This window comes from Rhodoluna limnophila, from assembly GCF_005845365.1.
Classification (GTDB): Bacteria; Actinomycetota; Actinomycetes; order Actinomycetales; family Microbacteriaceae; genus Rhodoluna; species Rhodoluna limnophila.
Genome location: NZ_CP040509.1, coordinates 218,409 through 243,657, shown reverse-complemented (window position 1 = coordinate 243,657; position 25,249 = coordinate 218,409). Strand labels below are relative to the sequence as shown.

Sequence of the window (25,249 nt, the reverse complement as noted above, 5' to 3'; positions counted from 1 at the left end):
TCAGTCTAATTGGGCATTTCTCGCCCAATAACCGGCTAAAAAAGTTGGGGGCCGAATACTCGACCCCCAACTTTCGTTAGATTTTGCTACTTACTTATTAGTAAGAAGAAACAACATCTACATCGCCAGCGATGATTGCAGCCTCAAGAGCGGCAACTTCATCAGCTAGACCAGCAGCCCAAGCAACATCGTGTGCAGCAGCGATGCCAACACCCTTGTTTGCCAAGGTACCAACGTAGATGTCCTCGCCACCGGTGAAGGTGTCGTTTAGAGCAGCTTCGATGGTCTCGAATACAGCAACGCTCATGTTCTTCTGGATAGAGGTCAAGATCAGTGACTTGAACTCGTCGAACTTAGGAGCTAGGTACCAGTCGGTGTCAACACCGATAACGTAAACGCCTTCAGCCTCAAGAGCTGCCTGACCTGCACCAAGACCTACTGGACCTGCAACAGGAAGGATGATGTCTGCACCCTGCTTGATGAAGTTCTCAGAAGTGGTCTTACCCTTTGAAACGTCAGCGAAGTCACCGGTCATGGCCCACTTTGACTGGTCGTCACCCTCGGCTCCAAGAACCTCAACTGAGGTGCCCTTTGCCTCGTTGTAGTAGGCAACACCCTGCTTGAAGCCATCCATGAAGATGGTTACAGATGGGAACGCCATACCACCGAAGGTAGCTACCTTGCCGGTCTGAGTGGTTGCAGCTGCAACGTAACCTGCAAGGAATGCAGCTTCTGCAGTGTCAAACAAAAGTGGCTTTACGTTGTCAACGTACTTAGGGCTGAAGTCAGCGTTGCTAAGTGCGGTGTCAACTGGAGCGAACATTACGTCTGGGTTTGCAGCTGAAGCAACGTCAGTTGCAGCGCCTAGAGCAAAACCAACAGGAACGATGATGTTGCAACCCTCTGAGACCATTGCGTCAACGTTTGGCTGGAAGTCTGCGTCTGACTGTGACTGAGCCTCAGCTGACTGAACGCCAAGAACAGCAATTGCCTTCTTTAGGCCGTTGTATGCCTCTTCGTTGAATGAACCGTCGTCAAAACCACCCTGGTCTGAGACCATGCAAGCCTTGAAGTCAACTGGTTCTGCTGATGGCTCTGCAGGGGCAGCGGCGCAACCAGCAAGGGTTAGTGCTGAAACAGAAGCCAGCGCCAGACCCTTAAGAATGTTGTTGTTCATTTGAATTCCTCCCGGAATATCGGCACATGGCTTTCATGAGCCGTCGTTGCTAGCCTAATTGCCCTTCAGAGGGCATTGATACGCCAAAGTGATTCGTTTAGAAAACTTAACTATTTTGAAACAATCACTCTTCGGTTAGCCGAATATTTCAGCAGCCCGAGCGGGACTAAAGAACGTCTGAGTGCCCGGTTGCCTTCAGCGCATCAACCAAACTCTTGACTCGCTGAGCGTGCTCCTTGGTGGTAACCAAAAGGGCATCCGGTGTGTCAACCACAATGATGTCTTCAACACCGATGAGCGCAATCAGACGATCGGTGTCACTAACCAAGATGCCGCTGGATGAATCAGCTAGGACCTTGGCATTGCCCAACACCGCGAGGTTGCCGCGGCGACCCTGAGACTGCAGTTCGGCAATGGCGGCAAAGTCACCAACATCGTGCCAGGTAAAGGTGGCCGGAACAACGGCAACCAGACCGGCTGCAGCTGCAGGCTCCGCAACCGAATAATCGATTGCAACCTTCTTAAGCTTTGGCCAGATCTTTTCGAGTGAGGCCTTGCGGTCATCGGTGTCCCAGACTTCAGCAAGCCCCATGATCGAAGCATGGAGTTCGGGCTCGGTCTGTTGCAACTGTTCGAGCAGTACCGATGCAGGGGCAATAAACATGCCGGCATTCCACAGGTACTCGCCAGACTCTACGTATTTGCGAGCCTTGGCAATGTTTGGCTTCTCAACAAACTTGACAACGTTTCGAGCATTCGGTGCCGAAGTCAGGTTCAATGACTCACCGGACTTGATGTATCCAAAACCCACCGATGGCTCGGTTGGCTCGATACCGATAGTCACAATCTTGCCGGTAGCGGCAACTTCAACCGCCTCGCGAACGGTGGCTCGAAAAAGCTCGTCTTCGTTGATGACGTGGTCGGCAGCAAACGATCCAATAATTACGTCTGGCTCACGCTTCATCAAAATAGCTGCCGCGAGCGCAATCGCTGCTGTTGAGTCTTTAGGTGAAAGCTCGAGGACCAGGTTCTCGGTAGACAAATCTTCGATTTGCTCAAGCACAGCAGATTTGTGAACCTTGCCGGTAACTACCAGGATGCGGTCGCGTCCAGCAATTGGCGTGAGTCGATCCCAGGTGTCCTGCAGCAGCGTTTGACCTGACCCGGTTAGGTCATGCAAAAACTTTGGTGCAGATGCCCGAGAGAGGGGCCAGAGTCGGCTTCCGATTCCGCCGGCGGGAATAATGCTAAAGAATCTGTCGATTGGATCTTTCTGAGTGCCCATAACTATGAAACCCTAGTCGACTGGGCGTTAATCGGCGAGGGCGGGCTGTCAATGGGCGTAGACTTAAGTCGAATTTTCTTTTCAGAAAAACGCCAATCCAGGAGGATTTTCGTGCCGTCAATGCCAGCAGGTACTTTGTATCGGGGAAAAGTTGGAATGTGGTCTTGGGTGCTGCACCGCATCACCGGAGTTGCAATCTTCTTTTTCTTGCTCGTTCACATTCTTGACACCGCACTCGTGCGATTGAGCCCAGAGGCTTACAACGCGGTTATCGCCACCTACAAGACCCCACTAATCGGTGTTGCCGAGCTAGGGCTAGTGGCCGCAATTCTGTTCCACGCCCTCAACGGTGTGCGAGTCATCTTGATTGACTTCTGGCGCAAGGGTGTCAAGTACCAGAACGTGATGTTCTGGGTGGTTGTTGCCCTAGCTGCTCTGACCTTCATCGGTTTTGCCCCTCGTCACCTATCTCACGTATTCGGTTAAGGAGTAGCGAAATGTCTGTAGTAATCGAACAACCACGCGCACCTCGTAACCGCAACCAGGCCAACCTTGAGAAGTACGGATGGCTTTACATGCGTGCATCAGGCGTGCTTCTGGTCATCCTGATTTTCGGCCACCTATTCACCAACCTGTTTTTGGGTGAAGGCATCAAGGCCATTGACTTTGCATTTGTCGGCGGTAAGTGGTCTGACCCATTCTGGAAGGTTTGGGACCTAGCCATGCTGTGGCTGGCGATGATTCACGGCACCAACGGTATGCGCACGATCGTGAATGACTACACCTCGAAGGAATCAACTCGCAAGGTTTTGGTTACCTCTCTATGGGCAGTTTGTGCAGTTCTTGTAGTTCTGGGCACTCTGGTGGTCTTCACCTTCGACCCATGCCCTGCAGGTGCCGCTGCAGAGCTTCTTCCATCTTTCTGTTCGGCAAAGTAGCCCAAAAGGAATCTATAAATTGTCTAGCGCAACTCCAAAGGTTCACCACTACCAGTACGACGTTGTGATTGTTGGCGCCGGTGGCGCTGGCATGCGCGCAGCCATCGAGGCTGGACCACACGCCAAGACTGCGGTTATCTCAAAGCTGTTCCCGACCCGCTCGCACACCGGTGCAGCTCAGGGTGGCATGGCAGCAGCTCTAGCCAACGTTGAAGAGGACAGCTGGGAATGGCACACCTTTGACACCGTCAAGGGTGGCGACTACCTGGTTGACCAAGACGCTGCTGAGATTTTGGCCAAAGAGTCAGTTCAGGCAGTTATCGACCTAGAGAACATGGGTCTACCTTTCAACCGCACCCCAGACGGCAAGATTGACCAGCGCCGCTTCGGTGGCCACACACGCGACCACGGTAAGGCTCCGGTCCGCCGCTCATGCTACGCAGCCGACCGCACCGGTCACATGATTCTTCAGACCCTGTACCAGAACTGCGTCAAGCTGGGCATTGAGTTCTATAACGAGTTCTATGTTCTGGACCTAGTGATGAATAAGGTTGACGGCGAAGAGCGCCCATCAGCTGTTGTGGCTTACGAACTTGCCACCGGCGAGATTCACGTATTCCAGGGCAAGAGCATCATTTTTGCAACCGGTGGCTTTGGCAAGATCTTCAAGACCACTTCAAACGCTCACACCCTGACCGGTGATGGAGTGGGCATCATCTACCGCAAGGGTCTGCCGCTTGAGGACATGGAGTTCTACCAGTTCCACCCGACCGGTCTTGCCGGACTGGGCATCTTGCTTTCTGAAGCAGCCCGAGGTGAGGGTGGCATCCTTCGCAACTCATCTGGCGAGCGCTTCATGGAGCGTTACGCACCAACCATCAAGGACCTAGCTCCACGAGACATGGTTGCTCGCGCAATGGCCAACGAGGTTCGCGAGGGTCGTGGTGCCGGACCAAACAAGGACTACGTACTTCTAGACCTAACCCACTTGCCGCCAGCTGTTATCGATGAGAAGCTGCCGGACATCACCGAGTTTGCCCGCACCTACTTGGGTGTTGAGCCTTACACCGAGCCGGTTCCAGTATTCCCAACTGCTCACTACGCAATGGGTGGAATCCCAACCAACGTTCAGGCAGAGGTTCTTCGCGACAACAAGACCGTTGTACCTGGTCTTTACGCCGCCGGTGAATGTGCCTGTGTTTCAGTTCACGGCGCAAACCGCCTGGGCACCAACTCGCTCCTAGACATCAACGTCTTCGGTAAGCGCGCCGGTATCGCAGCGGTTGAATACGCCAAGACTGCAAAGCACGTCGATGTTCCTGCCAATGCTGCCGACGAGGTCATCGCGATGATCGAGAAGGTTCGCAACTCAAAGGGCACCGAAAAGGTTGCTGTGCTCCGCAAGGAGCTGCAGGACACCATGGACAAGAACGCTCAGGTGTATCGCACCGAGGAGTCTCTAAACGAGGCACTCGACAAGATCGCCGAGCTTCGCGTGCGCTACGAGAACATCGCAGTTCAAGACAAGGGTCAGCGCTTTAACACTGACCTGCTTGAAGCTATTGAGCTTGGATTCTTGCTTGACCTTGCCGAGGTTTTGGCATTCACCTCACGTGAACGTCGTGAAAGCCGTGGCGGTCACTTCCGTGAAGACTACGAGACTCGCGACGACAAGAAGTTCATGGTTCACTCAATGGCCTACTTGACCGACAAGCCAGCTAAGAAGCCGGGCGACAACATCAAGATCGACTGGAAACCAGTCACGATTACTAACTACCAGCCAATGGAGCGTAAGTACTAATGACTGAGGCAGCTAACACCCCAACCGCTTTCGAAGAGATGGGCGCTGTTCCGTCTTTTCAGGTAACCCTATTTGTTCGCCGCTACAACCCTGAAGACGGTCAAGAAGCGCGCTGGCAGGACTTTGACGTTCAGGTTCACGGCACCGACCGCGTGCTTGACGCTCTGCACAAGATCAAGTGGGAAATGGATGGTTCGCTAACCTTCCGCCGCTCATGTGCCCACGGTGTTTGTGGTTCTGATGCAATGCGCATCAACGGCCGTAACCGCCTTGCCTGCAAGACCCTGATTAAGGACCTTGACATCACTCAGCCTATTTACGTTGAGCCAATCAAGGGCCTTGAGGTCGAAAAAGACCTTGTTGTAGACATGAACCCGTTCTACCAGGCATACCGCGACATCAAGCCTTTCTTGATTGCCAGCGACAACCCTGAAAAGGAACGTCTACAGAGCGCTGCTGAGCACTCAAAGTTTGAAGACACCACCAAGTGCATTCTTTGTGCTGCCTGCACCACCTCTTGCCCAGTCTTCTGGACCGATGGCCAGTACTTTGGCCCAGCTGCGATTGTGAACGCACACCGCTTTATCTTTGACTCGCGTGACGAGGCTGCCGATGTCCGCATCGACATCTTGAACGACAAAGAGGGCGTTTGGCGCTGCCGCACCACCTTCAACTGCACCGAGGCTTGCCCTCGCGGCATCGAGGTGACCAAGGCTATCGCTGAGGTCAAGCAGGCTATTCTTCGCGGCAAGCCGTAATCTGTGTCACTAAAAGTTGCGACGGTAAACGTCAACGGTGTTCGTGCTGCCTTCAAGAAGGGCATGGCAGACTGGTTGGTTGCCAACCAAGACATCGATGTAATTGCACTTCAAGAGGTGCGCGCCGAGACTAAAGACCTGGTCGAGCTATTTGAAGCTAACCCGCCGGCAAACGGCAGCTGGCACTTTTTGCACGATGCGGCGAGCGCAAAGGGCCGCGCCGGCGTTGCCATTGTGAGCAAAATTGCACCGATTGCCCACCGCACCGAGTTGGGCCCAGATGACTTTGATTCAGCCGGCCGCTGGCTTGAAGCAGACTTTGACATCGATGGCACCCCGGTTACCGTAATCAGCACCTATGTGCACTCGGGCGAGGTTGACACCCCAAAGCAGGTTGAAAAGTACAAGTTTCTTGAGGCCATGACCAGCCGAATGAACGACTTAATCACCTCGGGCGCCAAGGCAGTTGTGGTTGGCGACCTGAACGTTGGCCACACCGAGCTGGACATCAAGAACTGGAAAGGCAACCTCAAAAACGCAGGCTTTTTGCCGGCGGAGCGTGCCTACTTTGACACCATGATGGGCGAGCAGGGCTGGGTTGATGTTGGCCGTGCCGCTCACCCAGATGTGGCTGGCCCATACACCTGGTGGTCATACCGCGGACAGGCGTTCGACACCGATGCCGGCTGGAGAATTGACTACCACCTGGCAACCCCGGCCCTAGCGGCGGGGGCCAGCAACTACCTGGTGCACCGAGCCGCCTCTTATGACACTCGCTGGACCGACCACTCCCCTGTGGTTGTTGACTACGCCATTTAGGCCCTCCCTAAGCGCTGTGGGCGCTCGTCTAAACTTGTCCCTATGACTAAACCAAACCTGCTTTCTGGAATGCAGCCTTCGGCTGGATCTCTTCACCTCGGAAATTATCTGGGTGCTTTGGTCAACTGGACCAAGATGCAGGATGACTACAACGCTTTTTACTGCGTGGTTGACCTGCACGCCATCACGGTTCCGCAGGACCCTGCCCAGTTGCGCCAGAACACTCGTGTCACAGCGGCACAGTACCTAGCCGCAGGCATCGATGAAAATAAGTCGGCGCTGTTTGTTCAGTCACATGTTCCGGCCCACGCTCAGTTGGCCTGGGTGCTCATGACTCTTACCGGTTTTGGTGAGGCCGGCCGCATGACTCAGTTCAAAGACAAGTCACAAAAGAACGGTGCCGATTCAGCATCGGTAGGCCTGTTTACCTATCCGGTCCTGCAGGCAGCCGACATCCTGCTGTATCAGCCAAAGGCAGTGCCGGTTGGCGAGGACCAGCGTCAGCACCTTGAGTTGACGCGTGATCTAGCAAACCGATTCAATTCAAGATTCGGCGAAACCTTTGTGATTCCAGAAGCGGTAATTCTCAAAGACACTGCAAAAATTTACGACTTGCAAAACCCTGAGGCCAAGATGTCGAAGTCTGGTGACCCAAAGGGCCTAGTCAACATCATGGATGAGTCGAACGTGATTCTGAAGAAAATCAAGAGCGCAGTTACTGACAACGATGGAGTCGTGCGCTTTGATCGTGTGACCAAACCAGGTGTCTCGAACCTATTGGGCATTCACTCGGCAATTTCAGGCCAGAGCATCGACTCTCTCGTTGCCCACTTTGATGGCAAGGGTTACGGAGACCTAAAGGGAGAGGTCGCCGAGGTTGTCCTGGGTGCGGTAGAACCTATTCGCACTCGCGCAAATGAGCTTTTGACCGATCCTGCCGAGCTGGACCGCCTTTTGGTACAGGGTGCAGCCAAAGCAAATGAACTTGCTGAGAAGACCTTGGGAATTGTTTATGACCGAATTGGGTTTATTCCTGCAGGGCGTTAGCCTTATTTAGCAACACACGTTCTTCGGGGTCAGTGAAAATCTGAGCCGGCGGTTACAGCCCGCGACCCGCCCACTTCGGTGGTCGGTTGAATCTGTGAAATTCAGATGCCGACGGTTAAAGTCCGGATGGGAGAAGAACAGGCTTAGGTCGCGCCGTTTTTTGGCACAGGCCTCGGCCTACTTTTCCTACCCCGCAGTACGTTCACTCAGAACGGAAACAGCGGATGACCAACGCAAATTACGAAGCAGCGATGACTCGCGCGCTTGAACTTGCGCTACTCGGACCAGCCTTTGGCGTAAACCCGCAGGTGGGTGCCGTGATCTTGAACGCCGCCGGTGAAATTGTGGCCGAGGGTTGGCATCAGGGCTCTGGCACAGACCACGCTGAAGTTGCCGCTCTCAAAAATTTGATTCAAAACGGGCAATCTGCCGCAGGGCTAACCGCAGTGGTAACCCTTGAGCCATGCAACCACACCGGTGTAACTGGCCCATGCGCCCAGGCTCTTATCGAAGCAGGTATTGCCCGCGTAATTTACGCGTCTAGCGACCCGGGCGATGCCTCTGGCGGAGGTGCCGAGACTTTGAGAAATGCCGGTGTTGAGGTTATCGCCGGGGTGCTGAAAAACCAGGCTGACGACCAAAACCGGGTTTGGCTAACCTCAGCAAAACTTGGCCGCCCATACGTGACTCTAAAGTGGGCCAGCAGCCTTGATGGCCGCAGTGCAGCCGCCGACGGCACCAGTAAATGGATTAGTGGTTCGGAATCACGAATCGATGCTCACCGCCGCCGTTCTGAACTAGATGCAATTTTGGTGGGCACCTCAACAGTCATCAAAGACAACCCAGAGCTAACCGCCCGCAAGCCAGATGGCTCACTTTACGAGCACCAGCCTCTTCGTGTGGTGCTTGGCGAGACCGACTTGGGCACCGACTACCGAATTTTCAACGATGATGCCCCGACTGTGCAGTACCGAACCCACTCGATTCACGGAATTTTGGCCGAGCTAAAAGCCCGAGGCGTAAAGCACCTGATGGTTGAGGGCGGACCAAAGGTGGCCAGCGCCTTTATCAAGCTGAACCTGGTCGATGAATTCATCACCTACCTGGCCCCAATGCTTATTGGCGGACCAAGAACGTCGGTTTCTGAAATTGCCGTTGGCACCATGGCTGAAGCTAAAGAACTTTCATTTGTTGAGGTAAAACCACTTGGTCAAGACCTCTTTATCCGATCTGTACCGAAGGGAAACTAATGTTTACCGGAATTGTTGAAGAGCTTGGAAAAGTTCGCTCCATCGAGGTTCTTGAGGATGCACTGCGACTTACCATCGAGGGTCCGACTGTAGTCTCAGACGTCAAGCGCGGAGACTCCATCGCAGTCAGCGGCACCTGCCTGACCGCAGTTGAGTTTGATTCTGAAACCTTCACCGCCGATGTCATGCAAGAGACCCTGCGCCTAACCAGCCTGAACGGCATCAAAGTGGGCGACCCAGTAAACCTTGAGCGCGCAATGACTGCAGCCACCCGATTTGGGGGCCACGTGGTTCAGGGTCACGTAGATGGCGTCGGCGAAATTATTTCTCGTCAGGCATCAGAAAACTGGGAGTGGGTTCGCGTTTCGATTCCAGAGCAGTTGATGAAGTACGTAGTGCTCAAGGGCTCGATCACCATCGATGGAGTTTCGCTAACCGTAAACGAGGTTGGCAATAACTGGATTGGGCTGAGCCTGATTCCTGAGACCTTGGCCCTAACCACCCTGGGCAGCAAAAAACCGGGTGACAAAGTAAACGTCGAGGCCGATGTGATGGCAAAACACATCGAACGCCTTCTTGAAGCGAGGAACATCTAATGCCTATTTCAACTATCGAAGCAGCACTAGACGCTCTTCGCGCCGGCAAGCCAATCTTGGTAGCCGACGATGAGAACCGCGAAAACGAAGGCGATGCCGTAATGGCTGCTGAGTTTGCCACAGCCGAGTGGGTTGCTTGGTTCGTGAACCACACATCTGGCTACCTATGCGCACCGATGACCGAGCAGATTGCCAACCGCTTGGAATTGCCGCTAATGACCACGACCAACCAGGACCGCCACCGCACCCAGTACACCATCTCGGTTGATGCTGCCGAAGGCGTGACCACTGGCATCAGTGCCGCTGACCGCGCGAAGACCCTACAGGTGTTGGGTGCAATCAATGCTGCACCGAGTGATTTGATTCGCCCAGGTCACGTGATTCCACTTCGCGCACACCACGAAGGCGTTTTGGCTCGCCCGGGTCACACTGAGGCCACCGTTGACCTATTGAAGCTTGCTGGCCTGAACCCGGTTGGCTTGATTGCTGAAATGGTCGAGACTGACGGCAGCATGACCCGCTTCGACAAACTACTTGAGATTGGCGAGCGCGAGGGCCTTGAGGTAATCACAGTTAATCAGCTGGTTGAGTACCGTAAGGACCTGCTGGAATTTAACGCCGAACGCCCAAACAACCGTATTCGCCTAGAGGCCGAAGCCAAGCTTCCGACCACCCACGGTGAATTCAAGGTTCGCGGTTACTACGACATCAAGACCACTGCCGACCACGTTGCCATCATCGCCGGCAACCCAACCGGTGACGATGTTTTGGTTCGTATGCACAGTGAGTGCATTACCGGTGAGGCTTTCGGATCTCTCAAGTGTGAATGCGGACCGCAGCTTGATTTTGCACTTGATGAAATTGCTCACGACCCTGCCGGTGGCATTGTCATCTACCTGCGCGGCCAAGAGGGTCGCGGTATTGGCCTGTTGAACAAGCTAAAGGCGTACGCGCTTCAGGACACCGGCCTTGACACCGTTGACGCAAACCTTGCCCTGGGCCTACCTAGCGAGAACCGCGAGTACGGCGCTGCCGTGGCAATTTTGCGCGACCTGGGTGTGACCAGCGTGCGATTGATGACCAACAACCCGGCCAAGAGCGGTTACCTTGAAGAGGCCGGGATTCCGGTGAACTCTTTTGTGCCGGTTATCGTTGGCCAAGCAACTCAGAACGAACAGTATTTAGAAACCAAACGTGCCCGCATGGGTCACCTAATTCCGGAGGTAAAAGCATGAGTGGAGCGGGAGCCCCAAAACTAAGCATCGATGCATCAGGGTTGCAGATTGCGATTGTCGTAACCAGCTGGCACACCGAAATCACAGGCGGTCTTCTGGCCGGTGCTGAGCGTGCACTTAAGGCTGCCGGCAACGACACCTACGAAATTTGGCGTGTACCTGGCGCTTTTGAGTTGCCTCTCGGTGCTCAAAAAGCCATCGATGCCGGTGCAGATGCAGTAATTGCACTGGGCGTTGTAATTCAGGGTGAGACCCCTCACTTTGATTACGTTTGCAGAGCTGCTACTGATGGCCTAAACCGCGTTCAGTTAGACAGCGGTGTTCCGGTTGGCTTTGGTTTGCTAACCGTTGACAACGAGCAGCAAGCTCTTGACCGTGCCGGTCTACCAAACTCGAAAGAAGACAAGGGTGCCGAAGCGGTTGAAGCCGCTGTGCTGATGGCTAGACTCTAAAATATGGAAACTTTAGAACTAATCATTCGCATCAGCTTGGTGCTTCACCTACTTGGCTTCGCTGCAATCATGGCTGGCGTACTGAACGAGACCAAGCGTTTCAAGACTGGTGCGCCAGTCAACGCGGGCATCCTGCACGGTTCATGGTTGGCGCTACTTACCGGCCTGATCATGACCGGTTTGGTTTATGCCAACGGAGAAGAAGTAAACAACCTAGTGCTCTCAATCAAGGGACTGGGCATCACCGGAATCTTCTTCATTGCCTACACCTTTGCCAAGAAGGATTCAGCTCCAAAGTGGGTTGTACCGACCATTGGTCTTCTAACTGTGATCAACCTAGCGGTTGCTGTTGTGGTGGGCGTTACCGCGTAATAACTTCAAATAAAAAAGGACCCCGGCTCTGGCCGAGGTCCTTTTTTATTACTCTGGCTAGCTTAGGAAAACCTTGTTTAGGCGATTGGTGGTAAACACCAACCCGATGATGATCATCACCACAAAGTAGGCAATGTGCCCCAGAAGGTCGACGCTGAAATTGCCAAGCATCAGTGCTCTCTCCAGCTCAATGCCGTGCCAGAGCGGCAGAGCCTTGATGGCCAGCTGCAACCAATCTGGGTAGGTGGTTAGCGGAAAGAAGGTGCCAGAAAACAAGAACATTGGCATGAGGAAAAAGTTGATCCACTGCATCTGCTGAAATGACTTGAGGTACGAGGTAATTGCCATACCGAAAGAAGCAAAACCGAAGGCGATGAACACCGCGCCGAAAACAGCAAGGATGGCCCACGGGGTGGTGAGGAGGCCGGCCGGCCACATAATCAGCAAGAAGGCAGAGGCATACATGGCACCGCGCCAAAGTGCCCAACTGATCTCACCAAGCGCAACATCCAAGGCCCCTAACGAAGTGGCCAAAATTGTCTCGTAAAGGTGCGCAAAATGCATTTTGAAAAACACATTCCAGGTTGAGTCAAATATGGCGCCGTTCATAGCTGAGGTGGCCAGCAGAGCCGGTGCAATGTAGGCAGCGTATGGAATCGAGTTGCCGGAACCATCGGTGATACCACCCACCAACTGCCCAACACCAAAACCGAAGGACAGCAAAAAGAAAACCGGCTCTAAGAATCCGGAAGCAAAACTGAACCAGTTTGAGCGGCGAAGAGCGGTGAATCCGCGCTCCAAAATTACGTGACTGCGACCGGCGTAGGCGTTAGAACCAAACCGGCTTGATCTGCGCTCGGCGATGCTCACGGCACTGGTTGCGATGGTGTTTACCAGGCTCATTGTTCCAACCTCTTACTGAATTGACGGTAGGCAATTTTTAGGCCAACAACGGCCATGGCACCCAGATAAAAGATGTGAACGATGAGTAGCCAGCTCGGAATCTCATGACCGTAGCTAATGGCTCGACCCAAATTGGTTGCGTGCCACAGCGGAGATATCCAGCCAAACACCTGAAGGTAAATCGGCATGTTCTCTAGCGGGAAGAAGGTACCCGAGAACATGAACATCGGCATGATGATTAGTCTCTGGATAATCTCGAAAAAGTTGCCGTCGATTTTTACGAATGCACTGGCTGCGAGCATGACCGATGCGTAGCAAAGCGCCGCGATGCAGGCCACAAAGTACATCGGAATAACCCGCTCGAGGGTGGTTGCGTTGAATAAGACCAGAACGATGGCGTAGAGGCCAGTGGTGACAAACGTGCGGATAACCGCAACGGCCATAACTCCATTTGCAATGTCAGTGCCGGTGGTTGGCGTTGAATTTATCGAGTAAAAATTCTTGCCCCAGACAAACCCGTGCACGACCGGAAATGTTGCTTCATCCTGTGCGCCCTGGATGGCTGCGGTAGCCAGCAGCGCGGGAGCCAAGAAAGTTAGGTACGGTACCCCGTCTACACCGGCACCACCCGAGTTGGCCTGAACCAGTGCTCCAACACCAAGTCCAATTGAGAATAGGTACAGAACCGGGTTGCCCACTCCGAAGAGCAAGACTGAGGTCCACCACTTACTGATTTGAACCAAGCGATACTCGGTAACCTGCCACCAGGCCCATCGCCTGGTCTTTTTTACATCAACGACAGTCATCATTAGTCAATCAGGGTTCGGCCGGTTAGACGCAAGAAGACGTCCTCGAGTGAGCTTCGGCGCACCAAAGAAGTTAGCGGTTCGAGACCCAGCTCAATAATTTGCTGAAGGTCGTGCTCACCGTTTTCTGAGTAGACCAAGACTCGATCAGGCAGCACCTCCATGCGGCGTCCCAGCTGACTTATGGTCTCGGCAGCAATCGCGTTTTTGTCAGAGCCAAAGCGCACCTCAAGTACCTCTTTGGTTGCGTACCGCTTGATCAGGTCAGCCGGGCTTCCTTCGGCCATGATTTTGCCCTTGTCCATCACAATTAGCCGATCGCAGAGCTGCTCGGCTTCATCCATGTAGTGAGTGGTAATTACCAGGGTTACACCCTGCTCCTTTAGACGGAACAGGCGGTCCCAGAGAATGTGACGAGCCTGCGGGTCGAGGCCGGTGGTTGGCTCATCCAGCAAGAAAATCTCTGGACTGTTCACCAATCCGCGGGCAATGGTCAGTCGGCGCTTCATGCCGCCCGAGAGCTCATCGGTCTTGTTCTTGGCCTTGTCGGCTAGCTGCGCAAAATCTAGGAGCTCGAGCACTTTGCTTTTCAGGTACTTGCGCGGCAGACCAAAGAATCGGCCATAGGTCATGAGGTTTTCATAAACGCTGAGTTCGCGATCAAGGTTGTCTTGCTGCGGGACAACTCCAAGGTGAGCGCGAATTTCTGGACCCTTTTTGGCTGGGTCCTTGCCCAAAATTGTTAGCTCACCTGAGGTGCGCTGCGATGTGGTCGAGATCATCCTCATGGTTGTAGATTTACCGGCACCGTTTGGCCCAAGCAAGCCAAACGCCTCGCCGCGCCTAACTTCAATGTCAATGCCATCAACTGCGATGAAGTCGCCATAGCTCTTGGTCAGGCCAACCGCTTTAATCAAAATTTCGTCTGCCAAAATACTTCCTCAGTTTGTTCCAGCATCGCTGGGGCCCAGATTCTGGGCAGCCCTCCAGACTAGCACTGGTACCCTTGAACCGTGTCTGCAACTCTTGAAAAGCCAGCAAAACCGGGAAACACCCGCGTCACTGGCAAAGAGCAGTACTACACCCCAACCGACCTTGCTCTGGATCTAATCCGTGAAGTAGAAAAAACAGTTCCCGGCCTTAGCTCGCGAACAATTCTCGAACCTGCCGGTGGTACCGGTTCGTTTATTAGAGCGGCAAAAGCCATCGGTGCTGAGAAGTTTGAATCTTTTGACATTGAGCCCAAGCACCCCGGCGTCACGAAAGCTGATTTTCTTAGCGCAACCATTTTGAGTTCAAACGCCGTGACAATTTCAAACCCACCGTTTGGCCGAAACAATTCGCTGTCAATACCGTTCTTCAACAGGGCCGCAGATCACAGTGATTACATCTGCTTCATAGTCCCGCGATCATGGAGAAAATGGTCGGTGATCAACCGCCTGGACCGCAGATTCCATCTGGTTGCCGACCATGACATTCACGTTGATTACGAGGATGAGACCGGCGCCAAGATCTCGCAGCGCAACAGCCTGGCAACCTGCTTTCAGATATGGCAGCGCCGGCCAGAACTGCGGCCAAAGTACTCGGTGGTTGATAACGGATTTATCAGCAAGGTTAGGGCCGAAGAAGCAGACATCGCACTGACCATATTTGGGTTTGGTTGCGGCAAAGTGCACACCGATTTTGAGCGGGCACCGAACAGCACCCGCATGTTTTTAAAGTTGAATCACGCCGAGGCTCTAGCCGCCCTGCAGAGCGCAAACTTTGCCAAATTTCACCAGCACACCGCATACACCCCGGCTTTGTCACTGCCAGAAATCAACTACCTGTTGAATGAGGCAATCACGGGGAATCCACAGTTAATAGAAACGGTTTGATTCAGAATGAGCATGTTTAGAGGCCGACCAGGCAACCGCGGATCCGCCGGCTACAACGAGCACGACAAGAACGGACCAAAAGCCAAGTTTTCACAATTGGTGCCATACCTGCTTGAGCACAAGCCAGCACTTTGGTTGGCTACTGCCCTATCTGTGGTTGGTGCGGCCATCAGCCTGGCTCAGCCTTTGGTGGTCGGCCAGGTAATCACCGCGGTTCAAAACGGAGATGACCTCGGTCCGCTGGTGGCCATCTTGGTGGCAGTGATTTTGGGCAGCGCGGTGCTCGGTGGCCTGATGTACTACGTGCTGGCTAAAGCTGGCGAGGGCGTTGTGCTTTCGGCACGGCAAAAGCTGGCCCACCGCTTGCTGCGTCTTCCGATTTTTGAGTATGACCTGCGCCGAACCGGAGACTTGGTTTCTAGAGTCGGTTCTGACACCACCCTGCTGCGCGCGGTTCTGACTCAGGGTCTCATCGACGCCGTCGGTGGCATTTTGATTTTTGTCGGCTCCCTGATTGCGATGGCGATCATCGACCCGGTCCTGCTTGGCCTAACCCTCATCATGGTGGTTTTTGCAATCGCAGCAATCTCGGTCACTGCGCGCCAGGTGCGATCGGCAACCACCAAAGCCCAGCAGCGGGTTGGTGACATGGCTGCAGCGGTTGAGCGTGCACTGAGCGCGGTTAGAACAATTCGCGCGGCACGAGCCGAGGTTCGCGAGAGCAACCTGATTGCCTCTGACGCCAAAGAAGCATTTGTTCAGGGCGTTAAGATTGCCAAAATCAACGCCATGATTACCCCGATAGCCGGCCTGGCTATGAACGGTGCCTTCATCGTTGTTCTCGGCGTGGGTGGTTTCAGAGTTGCCACCGGCAGCACATCGGTGGCCAGCTTGATTACTTTTATCCTGTTGATGTTCCAAATGATTCGCCCACTCGGCCAGGCTTTTGCGGCCTACACATCGGTGCAATCTGGCTTGGGCGCACTGGCCCGCATCGAAGAAATTTTGCAGGTTCCGGTCGAAGAGTCTGACCTTGAAACCAAAAACGCAGCCAAGGTTGTGGCCGTAAACGACACCGCCATCGAATTTGAAAACGTGTCATTTGGTTATGTTGGTCAGGCCGCAAATGGCGAGAGTGTTCACGCCACCCAAGACACCGAGATTCCTGAAAATCGTCAGGTGCTGCACGATGTTAGCTTCAAGATTCAGCGCGGTTCAAGAATTGCTCTGGTTGGCCCATCGGGTTCAGGCAAATCAACAATCTTCTCGTTGATCGAGCGTTTTTACGAACCAACCGGCGGCATGATTTTGATGGATGGCCAAGCGGTGACCACCATCAGCCGTGCAGCTCTCCGGGCACAGATTGGTTATGTCGAGCAGGATGCTCCGGTGCTAGCTGGTTCGATTCGCGCCAACCTCACCATCGGTGCGCCAGATGCAACCGATGAGCAGTTGACGCAGGTTCTTGAAGAAGTAAACCTAACCGAGGTTCTCGAGCGTGACGCCAAGGGTCTTGATGCTGAGGTCGGCGAAAGCGGTGTGATGCTTTCAGGTGGTGAGCGCCAGCGGTTGGCAATTGCCCGTGCCCTATTGTCAGCCCCACCAATCCTGTTGCTTGATGAATCAACTTCAGCGCTGGATGGATTGAACGAACAGCGCATGCGCGATGCTATCGACGCTGTGGCTAAAAACCGTACGCTAATTGTGATTGCTCACCGTCTATCAACAGTGGTCGACAGCGATCAGATTATTGTTTTGGACCACGGCAAGGTTGTCGGAATTGGAACCCACAGTGAGCTGGTTGCCTCGACACCGCTCTACAAAAAGCTAGCTAAGCAACAGTTGCTGGTTTAGAAGCGGCTGGCTGCGTCAACCACGTTTTTGACCAGCATCGCACGAGTCATCGGACCAACGCCACCAGGGTTTGGCGACATAAATCCGGCAACTTCGGCAACGCGAGGGTCAACATCGCCAACCAAACGCGCTTTGTCATCTGGGCCGGTTGCTTCAACGCGAGTAATGCCAACATCCATCACAGCTGCACCCGGCTTGATCCACTCTGGCTGAACAAAGTGAGCAACACCCAATGCTGCAACCACAATGTCAGCGCGCTTGACGGCCTGCTCTAGGTCGCGGCTTGCAGAGTGCAGCAGCGTGACGGTCGAGTCAATGCCCTTGCGAGTCATCAAGAGGCCAAGTGGTCGACCAACTGTGACACCGCGGCCAATAACGGCAACTTCGGCACCTCGAGTTGGTACGTCGTAGCGAGATAGCAGTTCAACGATTCCGGCCGGCGTGCATGGAAGCGGTGAGGTTAGTTCACCCGAGACTCCAAGAACTAGGCGGCCCAGGTTGGTTGGGTGCAAACCATCAGCGTCTTTAGACGGGTCAATCAACTCCAACATTTCGTTGGTGTCTAGGCCAAGCGGCAAAGGCAACTGAACAATGTATCCGGTGACATCATTCGCGTCATTGAGATCACGGATCGCCGCGCGGACATCGGCCGCACTGGCTGTGGCTGGCAGGTCAACTCTGATGGAGTGGATGCCGACTTCAGCGCAGTCACGGTGCTTGCCAGCAACGTAAGAGTGTGAGCCTGGGTCGTCGCCAACCAAAAGCGTACCTAAACCAGGGGTAACGCCCTTTTTCTTTAGCTCAATTACTCGCTCTGCAAGTTCAGCCTTGATGGCCTTTGCTGTTGCTAGACCGTCAAGTTTGATTGCAGTCATGCCCGAATCCAGCCCCGATTACCAGTTCTCAAGGCCGCTGTATAGCGGGAATGCCTCGGTGAGCTTGCGGGTGCGGGCACGAAGTGCTGCGATGTCTGGGTTTGGAACCAAAACGCCAGCGATGATCTCGGCAACCTCGGTGAACTGCTCGGCACCAAAGCCGCGGGTAGCCAGCGCCGGAGTACCGATGCGAACACCCGAGGTGACCATTGGTGGACGTGGGTCGTTTGGAACTGAGTTGCGGTTCACGGTGATGCCAACTTCGTGCAGTAGGTCTTCGGTCTCTTGGCCGTTGATTGGTGCGTTACGAAGGTCAACCAAAACTAGGTGAACCTGGGTGCCGCCGGTAAGAACCTGAACGCCGTTTGAAGTTACATCACTCTGCATCAAGCGGTTAGCAATAATTGCCGCACCCTCAATAGTGCGCTTCTGGCGGTCCTTGAACTCATCAGTCATGGCAGCCTTGAACGCAACAGCCTTGGCAGCAACAACGTGCATCAATGGACCACCCTGCTGACCTGGGAACACAGCTGAGTCGATCTTCTTTGCGTACTCTGCCTTGCACAGGATCAAGCCTGAGCGAGGACCAGCCAAGGTCTTGTGGACGGTGGTTGAAACAACATCTGCGTAAGGCACTGGGCTTGGGTGCAGACCAGCAGCCACTAGACCGGCAAAGTGAGCCATGTCGACCCAAAGCTTGGCGCCAACCTCGTCGGCAATCTTGCGGAACTCGGCAAAGTCAAGGTGACGCGAGTAAGCAGACCAACCGGCGATGATTACCGCAGGCTTAACCTCGTGTGCGCGGGCGCGAACGATGTCCATGTCGATTAGGTGAGTCTCAGCGTTCAGTTCGTAGGCGTGAGCCTCGTACATCTTGCCTGAGAAGTTCAAACGCATACCGTGGGTTAGGTGGCCACCGTGTGCCAACTCAAGACCCAAGATGCGGTCACCAGGGTTTGCCAAAGCCATCAATACCGCTGCGTTTGCCGATGCACCCGAGTGCGGCTGAACGTTTGCATGCTCAGCACCAAATAGGGCCTTCGCACGGTCGCGAGCTAGGTTTTCAGCAACGTCAACGGCTTCGCAACCACCGTAGTAACGCTTGCCAGGGTAACCCTCAGCGTACTTGTTGGTAAGAACAGAGCCCTGAGCCTCAAGAACACCGCGTGAAACAAAGTTTTCAGACGCGATCATCTCTAGGGTGTGACGCTGACGGTCCAATTCAGCAGCAAGAACAGCTGCGATTTCTGGATCGGTTTCGCTTAGTGGAGAGGTGAAAGTTGAAGGAAGAGCAGACACGGATTGGCTCCTAAAAAGTTTGGTTGCGATGCCAAAATTCTACCAGTTTTACCAGTCTCTGACTGGCCGAGCAGGACTTAGTACGGTTAACCGCTCACCCTCCCGAAGATTGCCTTACCCCCTGATTAGACTGACCTCATAGCTCTAAGGGGGATCCATGTCAGACGTACCAGTTCCGGTCATCATCGGTGCATCCATGATGATTGCTGGTTTGGGGCTAGCAATCTGGATTGGCATCTCAGTCGCGCGCAGTTATCGCCGCGATAAAACCCCACTTGACTAAAGAGGGTTTAGCCAGCCCCGCCGGTTAAACTTGAGCCTATGACTGCAGCCAACACCACCCACTGGGTACTCACTCTCGTCTGCGAAGACAAGCCTGGAATTGTGCACGCCATCAGTGGGGCTATTGTTGCTGCGAATGGCAACATCACCGAGTCATCTCAGTTTGCCTCTGACGACACCGGCCGCTTTTTTATGCGCCTGCAGATTGAGTCTGCTGTCCCTCGCGAGCACTTTGAAAACCAGATTGCCCCGGTAGCCGAGCGCTATGGCATGACTTGGGAACTTGAAGAAGTTGGTCGCAAGATGAAGACCCTGATTTTGGTTTCTAAGAGCGCCCACTGCCTAAATGACCTACTTTTCCGTCAGCGCGGCGGTCAGCTCCCGGTTGAAATTCCAGCCGTTTTTGGTAACCACCCTGAGCTAAAAGAAATGGCTGACTTTTACGGAATCCCGTTTGAGCACCACCCAATTTCTTCTGACGCCGACAAGAAGTCATTCGAAGCAATGCTGCGCGAATTCATCAAGACCAACGGTGTCGAGCTGATTGTTCTGGCCCGCTACATGCAGGTGCTGTCTCCAGAATTCTGTGCCGAATTTGAAGGCCGCATAATCAACATTCACCACTCATTCCTACCCGGATTCAAGGGTGCAAACCCATACGCGCAGGCTCATGCTCGCGGTGTAAAGCTGATTGGTGCTACCGCTCACTTTGTAACTGCTGACTTGGATGAGGGCCCGATTATCGAACAAAACGTGGTTCGAGTAGAGCACTCAGACTCAAAGAAACGTTTGGTTTCAATTGGCCAAGATGTCGAGTCAAAGACCCTCACCCAAGCAGTGAGATGGTTTGCCGAGCGCCGCGTGTTGCAAGACGGCGACCGCACCATCATCTTCAGCTAAACAACCTCAGCATTCTGCGCCGGTGCAATTGGCGTGCTGCTCTGACCACCAAGACTGAGGTTGCGCCAGCTGTTAGCCCACCGATAATTATCCAGAGCACACCCTGTGCGTTCTCGAGTACCATCGGAATCTCTTCAGCCGGATCACTTGCCAACTGGGCTGCGACCTGATTTTCAGTGGCTCCAGAATTGCTCGTTTGCACTGGCTCACCAGCGTAGATCTGGTTATTAGATTCCGGCACTTCTAGCTCTTGCAGCCATTGACTTGGCATGGGTTCGGACTCGCTGGATACCTCTTCTGTCGGGCCGCCAGCACCTGGGTCTGAATCAGAGCCTCCTCCACCACCGGTAATCAACACACCAGAGTCAACCTCGGGAGCATCTGTGTTTGGTGCTGGAGTTGACGGAGAAGCTTGAGCTTCAGGAGTTTCGGTCGGGGTTGGGCTTTGGGTTGCAGTCGGATTTGGAGCTGGGGTTTCGATCGGCACAGGCGTAGGAGTTGGCCTTGGAATAACAATCGGCACCGCGGCAAAGTCAACGACCGGAGATTCCACCGCTTGGGCTGGGCCGAGGTTACCGAGTGCATCGGTGTATGAACCTGGCAAAAGCTGAACCTGCACCTGGCCTAATTGACAACCGCTGGTAGCTATCTCGAAACTCTGACCGGCAGCAATTTCTACAAGAGTGAGGGTGCAACCTTCGCCAGCTAAGAATCCAAAATCTTCAAGCCCTAGGCCGATGACCGGTGAATCGGTGTCGAGAAAAAATACCGGATTCTCATAGGTCTGTGTGCCGAGGCTAGTCAACTGAGCGACTGGAGCCGTTCGGTCGATAACCACGTCCGGAGCAGTCACCGCTGATGCTGGGCTTAGGTTGCCGGCAGCATCTACAGCACTCGACTCGATCAACCGAAGCGTGGCCGTTTGGCCGTCGATGCAACCGGAAATTCTTAGCGAATAGGAAGCTGCCGAACCGACCACCGATTCAACCTGGCAACCATCACCGGTGACTGTGAAATCTGCAGCCGTGACGTCGGTCACCGTCTCAGAGAATGCAAGATTATAGAGCAAATCTGCAGAGTTGGTTGGTGTGTTCGGAGATGTGAATTCGGCGACTGCTGGAGTTCGCTCAATGATCACTTCGGGGCTGATTGATTCCGATACCGGGCCGATTTGGGCTCCCGTCACGCTAAGTGCTGCGAGGGTGAGTCGATAGGTTCCAACCGAGCAGTTGCTGGCGGTGACGGTGTAGCTTGCGCCACTGCCGACAGCAGTTAGTGACTGGCAAACAGCTGTGCCGGAGCCCACAAAGTCACTTGCAGTTAGGCCAGTAACCGATTCAGAGAAGGTGATTCCAAACTCTAAATTGGCAGCATTGGTGAGCGTTGTTGCAGCCGTGAATGCAAGAACTTGTGGTGGCATTGAATAGCTAATGGTGGCAATGCCAGCACCGGCGCGATAGCCAGCTGTGTGGACTACCGAAGCTGTTAGAGTGCTGTTGGCAAATGAGGAACCTCCTCCGCCACCTCCAGCGTTTGAGCAGCAGGTATCGACGTCGGCACCGCCACCACCGCCACCAAAGTAACCACCGCCGCCCCCACCGCCGCCAGAGACTGCGCTGGCCCCTCCAGAACCACCGATGCCCGATGTTCCGCTAAGCCCCCAGGTGCCGCCGTTTGGGTATCCCCCAGCGCCGCCCGAAGATTGGGTACCGCCCGCTCCTCCTTGACCTTGACCACTGGTACCGGCTGAACCGGTCAAGCCACCACCTGCTCCACCGATGCCGCCCGAGAACCCACCCGAGCCTCCACCGCCGGCAGCAATAGCAACGCGGTCAGTCAAAGAAGTTGAAGTACGGATGTCGGTGGCACCGCCACCAGAACCTTCATCTCCGCGACCAGAACCTGCTGCGCCACCGCCGTTGAAACCACCTGCCGCAGCCGAACCCTGAGCTCCGGCACCGCCAACATAGATGTATAGCGCGGTTGGCGGATTAACCAGCGAACCAGTTATGCGACCGCCCTGACCACCCGACCGACCGCCCTGGCCACCGGCTAAATCGAAGGTAATGTTTTTGGCTCCGGTCGGTGGACTCCAGAGGTAATAGTCGCCGGAGTACTCGAACGTAACCGTGCAGGTGGATCCAACACACACCGGTGTTGGATTGCTGGATACTGCCTGGACCGATTGAACAACTAATCCCCCAAACAGCACAGCAAGAACGCTGGCCATTGAAATGAACTTGGGCCATCTTCTGATGTGTTTTCTGTGCATGCCCAGAAATGTAAAACTCCGGCAGGTTTGCCGCCGGAGTTATCCACAGATTTGTGAGCTAGTTGTTTCGATGGGTCCAAGCTGTGCAGGTTATTCCCGGCTGGAAATTTTTCGTAATGAAAAGTCGCAATTTGTAACCCAATTTTGACGCTCTAGAAATCAGTGTTTTTCTTTTGTTGCGTAACCCCACAAAAACCCCAAACAGGAGATCTTTTATGTCAGTTACAGATCAGTATCTTGCCAACAACCGTGAATATGCCAAGACCTTCAATGGTCCGCTTCCGTTGCCACCATCAAAGCAGATTGCAGTGCTTGCGTGCATGGATGCACGCCTCGATGTCTACAGCATTCTTGGTATTCAGGATGGTGAATCACACGTCATTCGCAACGCGGGCGGAGTGGTTACCGATGACGAGATTCGCTCACTTGCAATCAGCCAGCGCCTTCTGGGAACCAAGGAAATTATCCTGATTCACCACACCGACTGCGGAATGCTTACCTTCACCGACGATGGCTTCAAAGAGGGCATCGCAAAGGAAACCGGCATCAAGCCAGAGTGGGCAGCCGAGGCATTCGACAACCTAGAGGTTGACGTGCAGCGGTCGATTCGCCGCATCAAGGCAAGCCCGTTCATTCCGCACACCGATCAGGTTCGCGGCTTCATCTTTGACGTTGCAACTGGTTTGTTGAACGAGGTAACTCTCTAACCAAGTTAGAAAAAGCGCCCGCGGAATCAGATCCGCGGGCGCTTTTTTAGTCAATTCTTCTGCTGGCTAACCAGCTGCTGGAGTCTTACTTCTAGTGGAAGAAGTGTCGCTCGCCAGTGAAGTACATGGTGACACCGGCAGCCTCAGCCGCGGCAATTACCTCAGCATCGCGAACCGAACCACCCGGCTGCACTACCGCGCGCACACCAGCATCCAAGAGAATCTGAAGGCCGTCGGCAAATGGGAAAAACGCGTCTGAAGCAGCCACCGAGCCCTTGGCACGAGATGCCGCACGCTCTACTGCAAGCTTGCAAGAGTCAACACGGTTGACCTGCCCCATACCAACACCGACCGATGCGCCCTCGCGTGAAAGCAAGATGCCGTTTGACTTGACCGAACGGCAAGCACGCCAGGCAAACTCAAGCTCGGCCATGGTCTCAGCATCAGCCTTCTTGCCGGTAACCAACTTCCAGCCCTGCGAGTTGAAGTGGCTGAACTCGTCAGGCTGCTGAACCAAAACTCCACCAGAGATCTGACGGAACTCTAGAGCCTCGCGAGAGTAGTTGGCTGGCAACTCAAGAACACGAAGGTTCTTCTTTTCAAGCAGAATCTGCAGTGCCTCAAGCTCGTATCCAGGTGCAATAATCACCTCGGTGAAGATGCTGGCCACCTGCTTGGCCATGGTCACAGTGACCACGCGGTTAGAAGCAATGACGCCACCAAAAGCTGAAACTGAGTCACACATGTGCGCCTTGGCGTGGGCATCGGCAATTGGGTCTGCCGAGTTGGCATCACCGATGGCAATACCGCAAGGGTTGGCGTGCTTGATGATTGCCACTGCTGGCTCGTTGAAGTCGTATGCGGCGCGAAGAGCTGCGTCTGCATCGACGTAATTGTTGTAAGACATCTCTTTGCCACCAAATTGGCGGGCCTGGGCAATGCCAGCAACGGCACCCTCACCGGTGGTGCGATAAATCGCAGCAGCCTGGTGTGAGTTTTCGCCGTAGCGCAGAACGTTGCCCAACTGAGCCGCGATCTGAATGGTCTTCTCAAACCCCGGGTTGGCGTTTTCGGTAACTTCGTCCTGACCGGCAGCCTTCTTCCAGTCACCCTCAAGCTCGGCGGCAAACCACGCTGACACAGCAGCGTCATAACGAGCGGTGTGAGAGAACGCGGCAAATGCAAGTTCGCGACGCTGCGCCAAGGTAGTGCCACCCTGCTCAACGGCTTCGATGATGTCACCATACTTTGCTGGGTCAACCACGATGGCCACGTTGGCGTGGTTTTTAGCCGAAGCACGAACCATAGCCGGGCCACCGATGTCGATCTGCTCAACCACTGCGTCACCCTTGGCACCAGACTGAACGGTCTGAACGAATGGGTAAAGGTTGACCACCACCAACTCGAAAGGCAAAACATTCAGTGCGTCTAACTGACCCTCGTGAGCGATCAAACGCATGTCGGCAAGCAAGCCGGCGTGAATGGTTGGGTGCAGAGTCTTTACTCGACCATCAAGAGTTTCCGGGAATCCGGTGATCTCTGAAACCTCAGTGACCGGAATGCCCGCAGCTGAAATTGCTGCGTAGGTTCCACCGGTAGAAATAATGTCTACGCCGGCTTCGGCAAGTTTGGTTGCGAGGTCGATGATGCCAGTTTTGTCTGATACCGAAAGCAGTGCGCGTCTAATAGCAACGCGGTCGCGGTGACGGTAATCGGCTGGCTTGTGGTCGTTGTGTGCGGCCAA

25 protein-coding genes and 1 riboswitch are annotated in these 25,249 nt (G+C 54.2%); of the genes, 16 read left to right on the top strand and 9 right to left on the bottom strand.

The window, feature by feature from the left end; genetic code table 11:
• Positions 1-97: 97 nt before the first annotated feature.
• Together FFA38_RS01210 and FFA38_RS01205 are read right to left on the bottom strand one after the other, a co-directional pair.
• Complete coding sequence (locus FFA38_RS01210) at positions 98-1,177, bottom strand: BMP family lipoprotein (RefSeq protein ID WP_138275002.1); 1,080 nt, start codon at positions 1,175-1,177, stop codon at positions 98-100.
• A 166-nt stretch (positions 1,178-1,343) separates the two neighbouring features.
• Positions 1,344-2,462, bottom strand: coding sequence for a mannose-1-phosphate guanylyltransferase (locus FFA38_RS01205; RefSeq protein WP_138315233.1), 1,119 nt, complete (start codon positions 2,460-2,462; stop codon positions 1,344-1,346).
• 120 nt (positions 2,463-2,582) lie between these two features.
• Here FFA38_RS01205 and sdhC point away from each other — a divergent pair, with 120 nt between their 5' ends.
• From sdhC to FFA38_RS01150, 11 genes are all read left to right on the top strand, one after another.
• Positions 2,583-2,948 carry a succinate dehydrogenase, cytochrome b556 subunit gene (gene sdhC, locus FFA38_RS01200; protein WP_138275000.1) on the top strand — a complete coding sequence of 122 codons (366 nt, stop codon included), beginning with the start codon at positions 2,583-2,585 and terminating at the stop codon, positions 2,946-2,948.
• A gap of 11 nt (positions 2,949-2,959) precedes the next feature.
• The gene (locus FFA38_RS01195; RefSeq protein ID WP_138274999.1) at positions 2,960-3,400 is read left to right on the top strand and encodes a succinate dehydrogenase hydrophobic membrane anchor subunit; all 441 of its coding nucleotides are present in this window, start codon (positions 2,960-2,962) and stop codon (positions 3,398-3,400) included.
• A gap of 91 nt (positions 3,401-3,491) precedes the next feature.
• Positions 3,492-5,201, top strand: a complete 1,710-nt coding sequence (gene sdhA, locus FFA38_RS01190) for a succinate dehydrogenase flavoprotein subunit (protein ID WP_216641480.1) — start codon at positions 3,492-3,494, stop codon at positions 5,199-5,201.
• The gene (locus FFA38_RS01185; RefSeq protein WP_138274997.1) at positions 5,201-5,959 is read left to right on the top strand and encodes a succinate dehydrogenase iron-sulfur subunit; all 759 of its coding nucleotides are present in this window, start codon (positions 5,201-5,203) and stop codon (positions 5,957-5,959) included. The genes sdhA and FFA38_RS01185 overlap by 1 nt, the downstream gene beginning before the upstream one ends.
• A gap of 3 nt (positions 5,960-5,962) precedes the next feature.
• Positions 5,963-6,778 (top strand): exodeoxyribonuclease III, encoded by an 816-nt coding sequence (locus FFA38_RS01180; protein ID WP_138315231.1) that lies wholly within the window; start codon positions 5,963-5,965, stop codon positions 6,776-6,778.
• A gap of 42 nt (positions 6,779-6,820) precedes the next feature.
• Complete coding sequence (gene trpS, locus FFA38_RS01175) at positions 6,821-7,825, top strand: tryptophan--tRNA ligase (RefSeq protein WP_138315229.1); 1,005 nt, start codon at positions 6,821-6,823, stop codon at positions 7,823-7,825.
• A gap of 15 nt (positions 7,826-7,840) precedes the next feature.
• A riboswitch (FMN riboswitch) is annotated at positions 7,841-7,967 on the top strand.
• 82 nt (positions 7,968-8,049) lie between these two features.
• Entirely contained in the window at positions 8,050-9,075 is a 1,026-nt protein-coding gene (gene ribD / locus FFA38_RS01170; protein ID WP_246777920.1) for a bifunctional diaminohydroxyphosphoribosylaminopyrimidine deaminase/5-amino-6-(5-phosphoribosylamino)uracil reductase RibD, read from the top strand.
• Positions 9,075-9,671: a riboflavin synthase gene (locus FFA38_RS01165; RefSeq protein WP_138315227.1), complete on the top strand. Its 597-nt coding sequence runs from the start codon at positions 9,075-9,077 to the stop codon at positions 9,669-9,671. Before ribD ends, FFA38_RS01165 begins: the two co-directional genes overlap by 1 nt.
• Positions 9,671-10,906 carry a GTP cyclohydrolase II gene (ribA, locus tag FFA38_RS01160; RefSeq protein WP_138315226.1) on the top strand — a complete coding sequence of 412 codons (1,236 nt, stop codon included), beginning with the start codon at positions 9,671-9,673 and terminating at the stop codon, positions 10,904-10,906. The genes FFA38_RS01165 and ribA overlap by 1 nt, the downstream gene beginning before the upstream one ends.
• The gene (gene ribH / locus FFA38_RS01155) at positions 10,903-11,358 is read left to right on the top strand and encodes a 6,7-dimethyl-8-ribityllumazine synthase (protein WP_138315224.1); all 456 of its coding nucleotides are present in this window, start codon (positions 10,903-10,905) and stop codon (positions 11,356-11,358) included. Before ribA ends, ribH begins: the two co-directional genes overlap by 4 nt.
• A 3-nt stretch (positions 11,359-11,361) precedes the next feature.
• Positions 11,362-11,730 carry a hypothetical protein gene (locus tag FFA38_RS01150; protein ID WP_138315221.1) on the top strand — a complete coding sequence of 123 codons (369 nt, stop codon included), beginning with the start codon at positions 11,362-11,364 and terminating at the stop codon, positions 11,728-11,730.
• A gap of 57 nt (positions 11,731-11,787) precedes the next feature.
• Here the strand turns inward: FFA38_RS01150 and FFA38_RS01145 are convergent, their stop codons facing one another.
• The 3 genes from FFA38_RS01145 to FFA38_RS01135 are packed head-to-tail and all read right to left on the bottom strand — an operon-like array spanning position 11,788 to position 14,371.
• Positions 11,788-12,633, bottom strand: coding sequence for an ABC transporter permease (locus tag FFA38_RS01145; protein ID WP_138315220.1), 846 nt, complete (start codon positions 12,631-12,633; stop codon positions 11,788-11,790).
• Positions 12,630-13,442 (bottom strand): ABC transporter permease, encoded by an 813-nt coding sequence (locus tag FFA38_RS01140; RefSeq protein WP_138315218.1) that lies wholly within the window; start codon positions 13,440-13,442, stop codon positions 12,630-12,632. The genes FFA38_RS01145 and FFA38_RS01140 overlap by 4 nt, the downstream gene beginning before the upstream one ends.
• Positions 13,442-14,371, bottom strand: coding sequence for an ABC transporter ATP-binding protein (locus FFA38_RS01135; RefSeq protein WP_253786178.1), 930 nt, complete (start codon positions 14,369-14,371; stop codon positions 13,442-13,444). Before FFA38_RS01135 ends, FFA38_RS01140 begins: the two co-directional genes overlap by 1 nt.
• A gap of 81 nt (positions 14,372-14,452) precedes the next feature.
• On the opposite strand from FFA38_RS01135, the gene FFA38_RS01130 reads away from it, so the two are divergent.
• Complete coding sequence (locus tag FFA38_RS01130; RefSeq protein WP_138315214.1) at positions 14,453-15,316, top strand: hypothetical protein; 864 nt, start codon at positions 14,453-14,455, stop codon at positions 15,314-15,316.
• Between the two features lie 12 nt (positions 15,317-15,328).
• Complete coding sequence (locus FFA38_RS01125) at positions 15,329-17,170, top strand: ABC transporter ATP-binding protein (protein ID WP_172956032.1); 1,842 nt, start codon at positions 15,329-15,331, stop codon at positions 17,168-17,170.
• Here FFA38_RS01125 and FFA38_RS01120 read toward each other — a convergent pair.
• Positions 17,167-18,045, bottom strand: coding sequence for a bifunctional methylenetetrahydrofolate dehydrogenase/methenyltetrahydrofolate cyclohydrolase (locus tag FFA38_RS01120; protein ID WP_138315210.1), 879 nt, complete (start codon positions 18,043-18,045; stop codon positions 17,167-17,169). The genes FFA38_RS01125 and FFA38_RS01120 overlap by 4 nt on opposite strands.
• 18 nt (positions 18,046-18,063) lie before the next feature.
• Entirely contained in the window at positions 18,064-19,344 is a 1,281-nt protein-coding gene (gene glyA / locus FFA38_RS01115; protein ID WP_138274984.1) for a serine hydroxymethyltransferase, read from the bottom strand.
• 157 nt (positions 19,345-19,501) lie between these two features.
• Here glyA and FFA38_RS06995 point away from each other — a divergent pair, with 157 nt between their 5' ends.
• Together FFA38_RS06995 and purU are read left to right on the top strand one after the other, a co-directional pair.
• Positions 19,502-19,627, top strand: coding sequence for a hypothetical protein (locus FFA38_RS06995; RefSeq protein WP_264890314.1), 126 nt, complete (start codon positions 19,502-19,504; stop codon positions 19,625-19,627).
• Positions 19,628-19,665: 38 nt separating this feature from the next.
• Entirely contained in the window at positions 19,666-20,526 is an 861-nt protein-coding gene (gene purU, locus FFA38_RS01110; RefSeq protein ID WP_138315208.1) for a formyltetrahydrofolate deformylase, read from the top strand.
• Here purU and FFA38_RS06970 read toward each other — a convergent pair.
• The gene (locus tag FFA38_RS06970; RefSeq protein WP_246777918.1) at positions 20,519-22,756 is read right to left on the bottom strand and encodes a glycine-rich protein; all 2,238 of its coding nucleotides are present in this window, start codon (positions 22,754-22,756) and stop codon (positions 20,519-20,521) included. The genes purU and FFA38_RS06970 overlap by 8 nt on opposite strands.
• Before the next feature lie 257 nt (positions 22,757-23,013).
• On the opposite strand from FFA38_RS06970, the gene FFA38_RS01100 reads away from it, so the two are divergent.
• The gene (locus tag FFA38_RS01100) at positions 23,014-23,505 is read left to right on the top strand and encodes a beta-class carbonic anhydrase (protein WP_138315207.1); all 492 of its coding nucleotides are present in this window, start codon (positions 23,014-23,016) and stop codon (positions 23,503-23,505) included.
• A 91-nt stretch (positions 23,506-23,596) separates the two neighbouring features.
• Here the strand turns inward: FFA38_RS01100 and purH are convergent, their stop codons facing one another.
• Entirely contained in the window at positions 23,597-25,249 is a 1,653-nt protein-coding gene (gene purH / locus FFA38_RS01095) for a bifunctional phosphoribosylaminoimidazolecarboxamide formyltransferase/IMP cyclohydrolase (RefSeq protein ID WP_138315205.1), read from the bottom strand.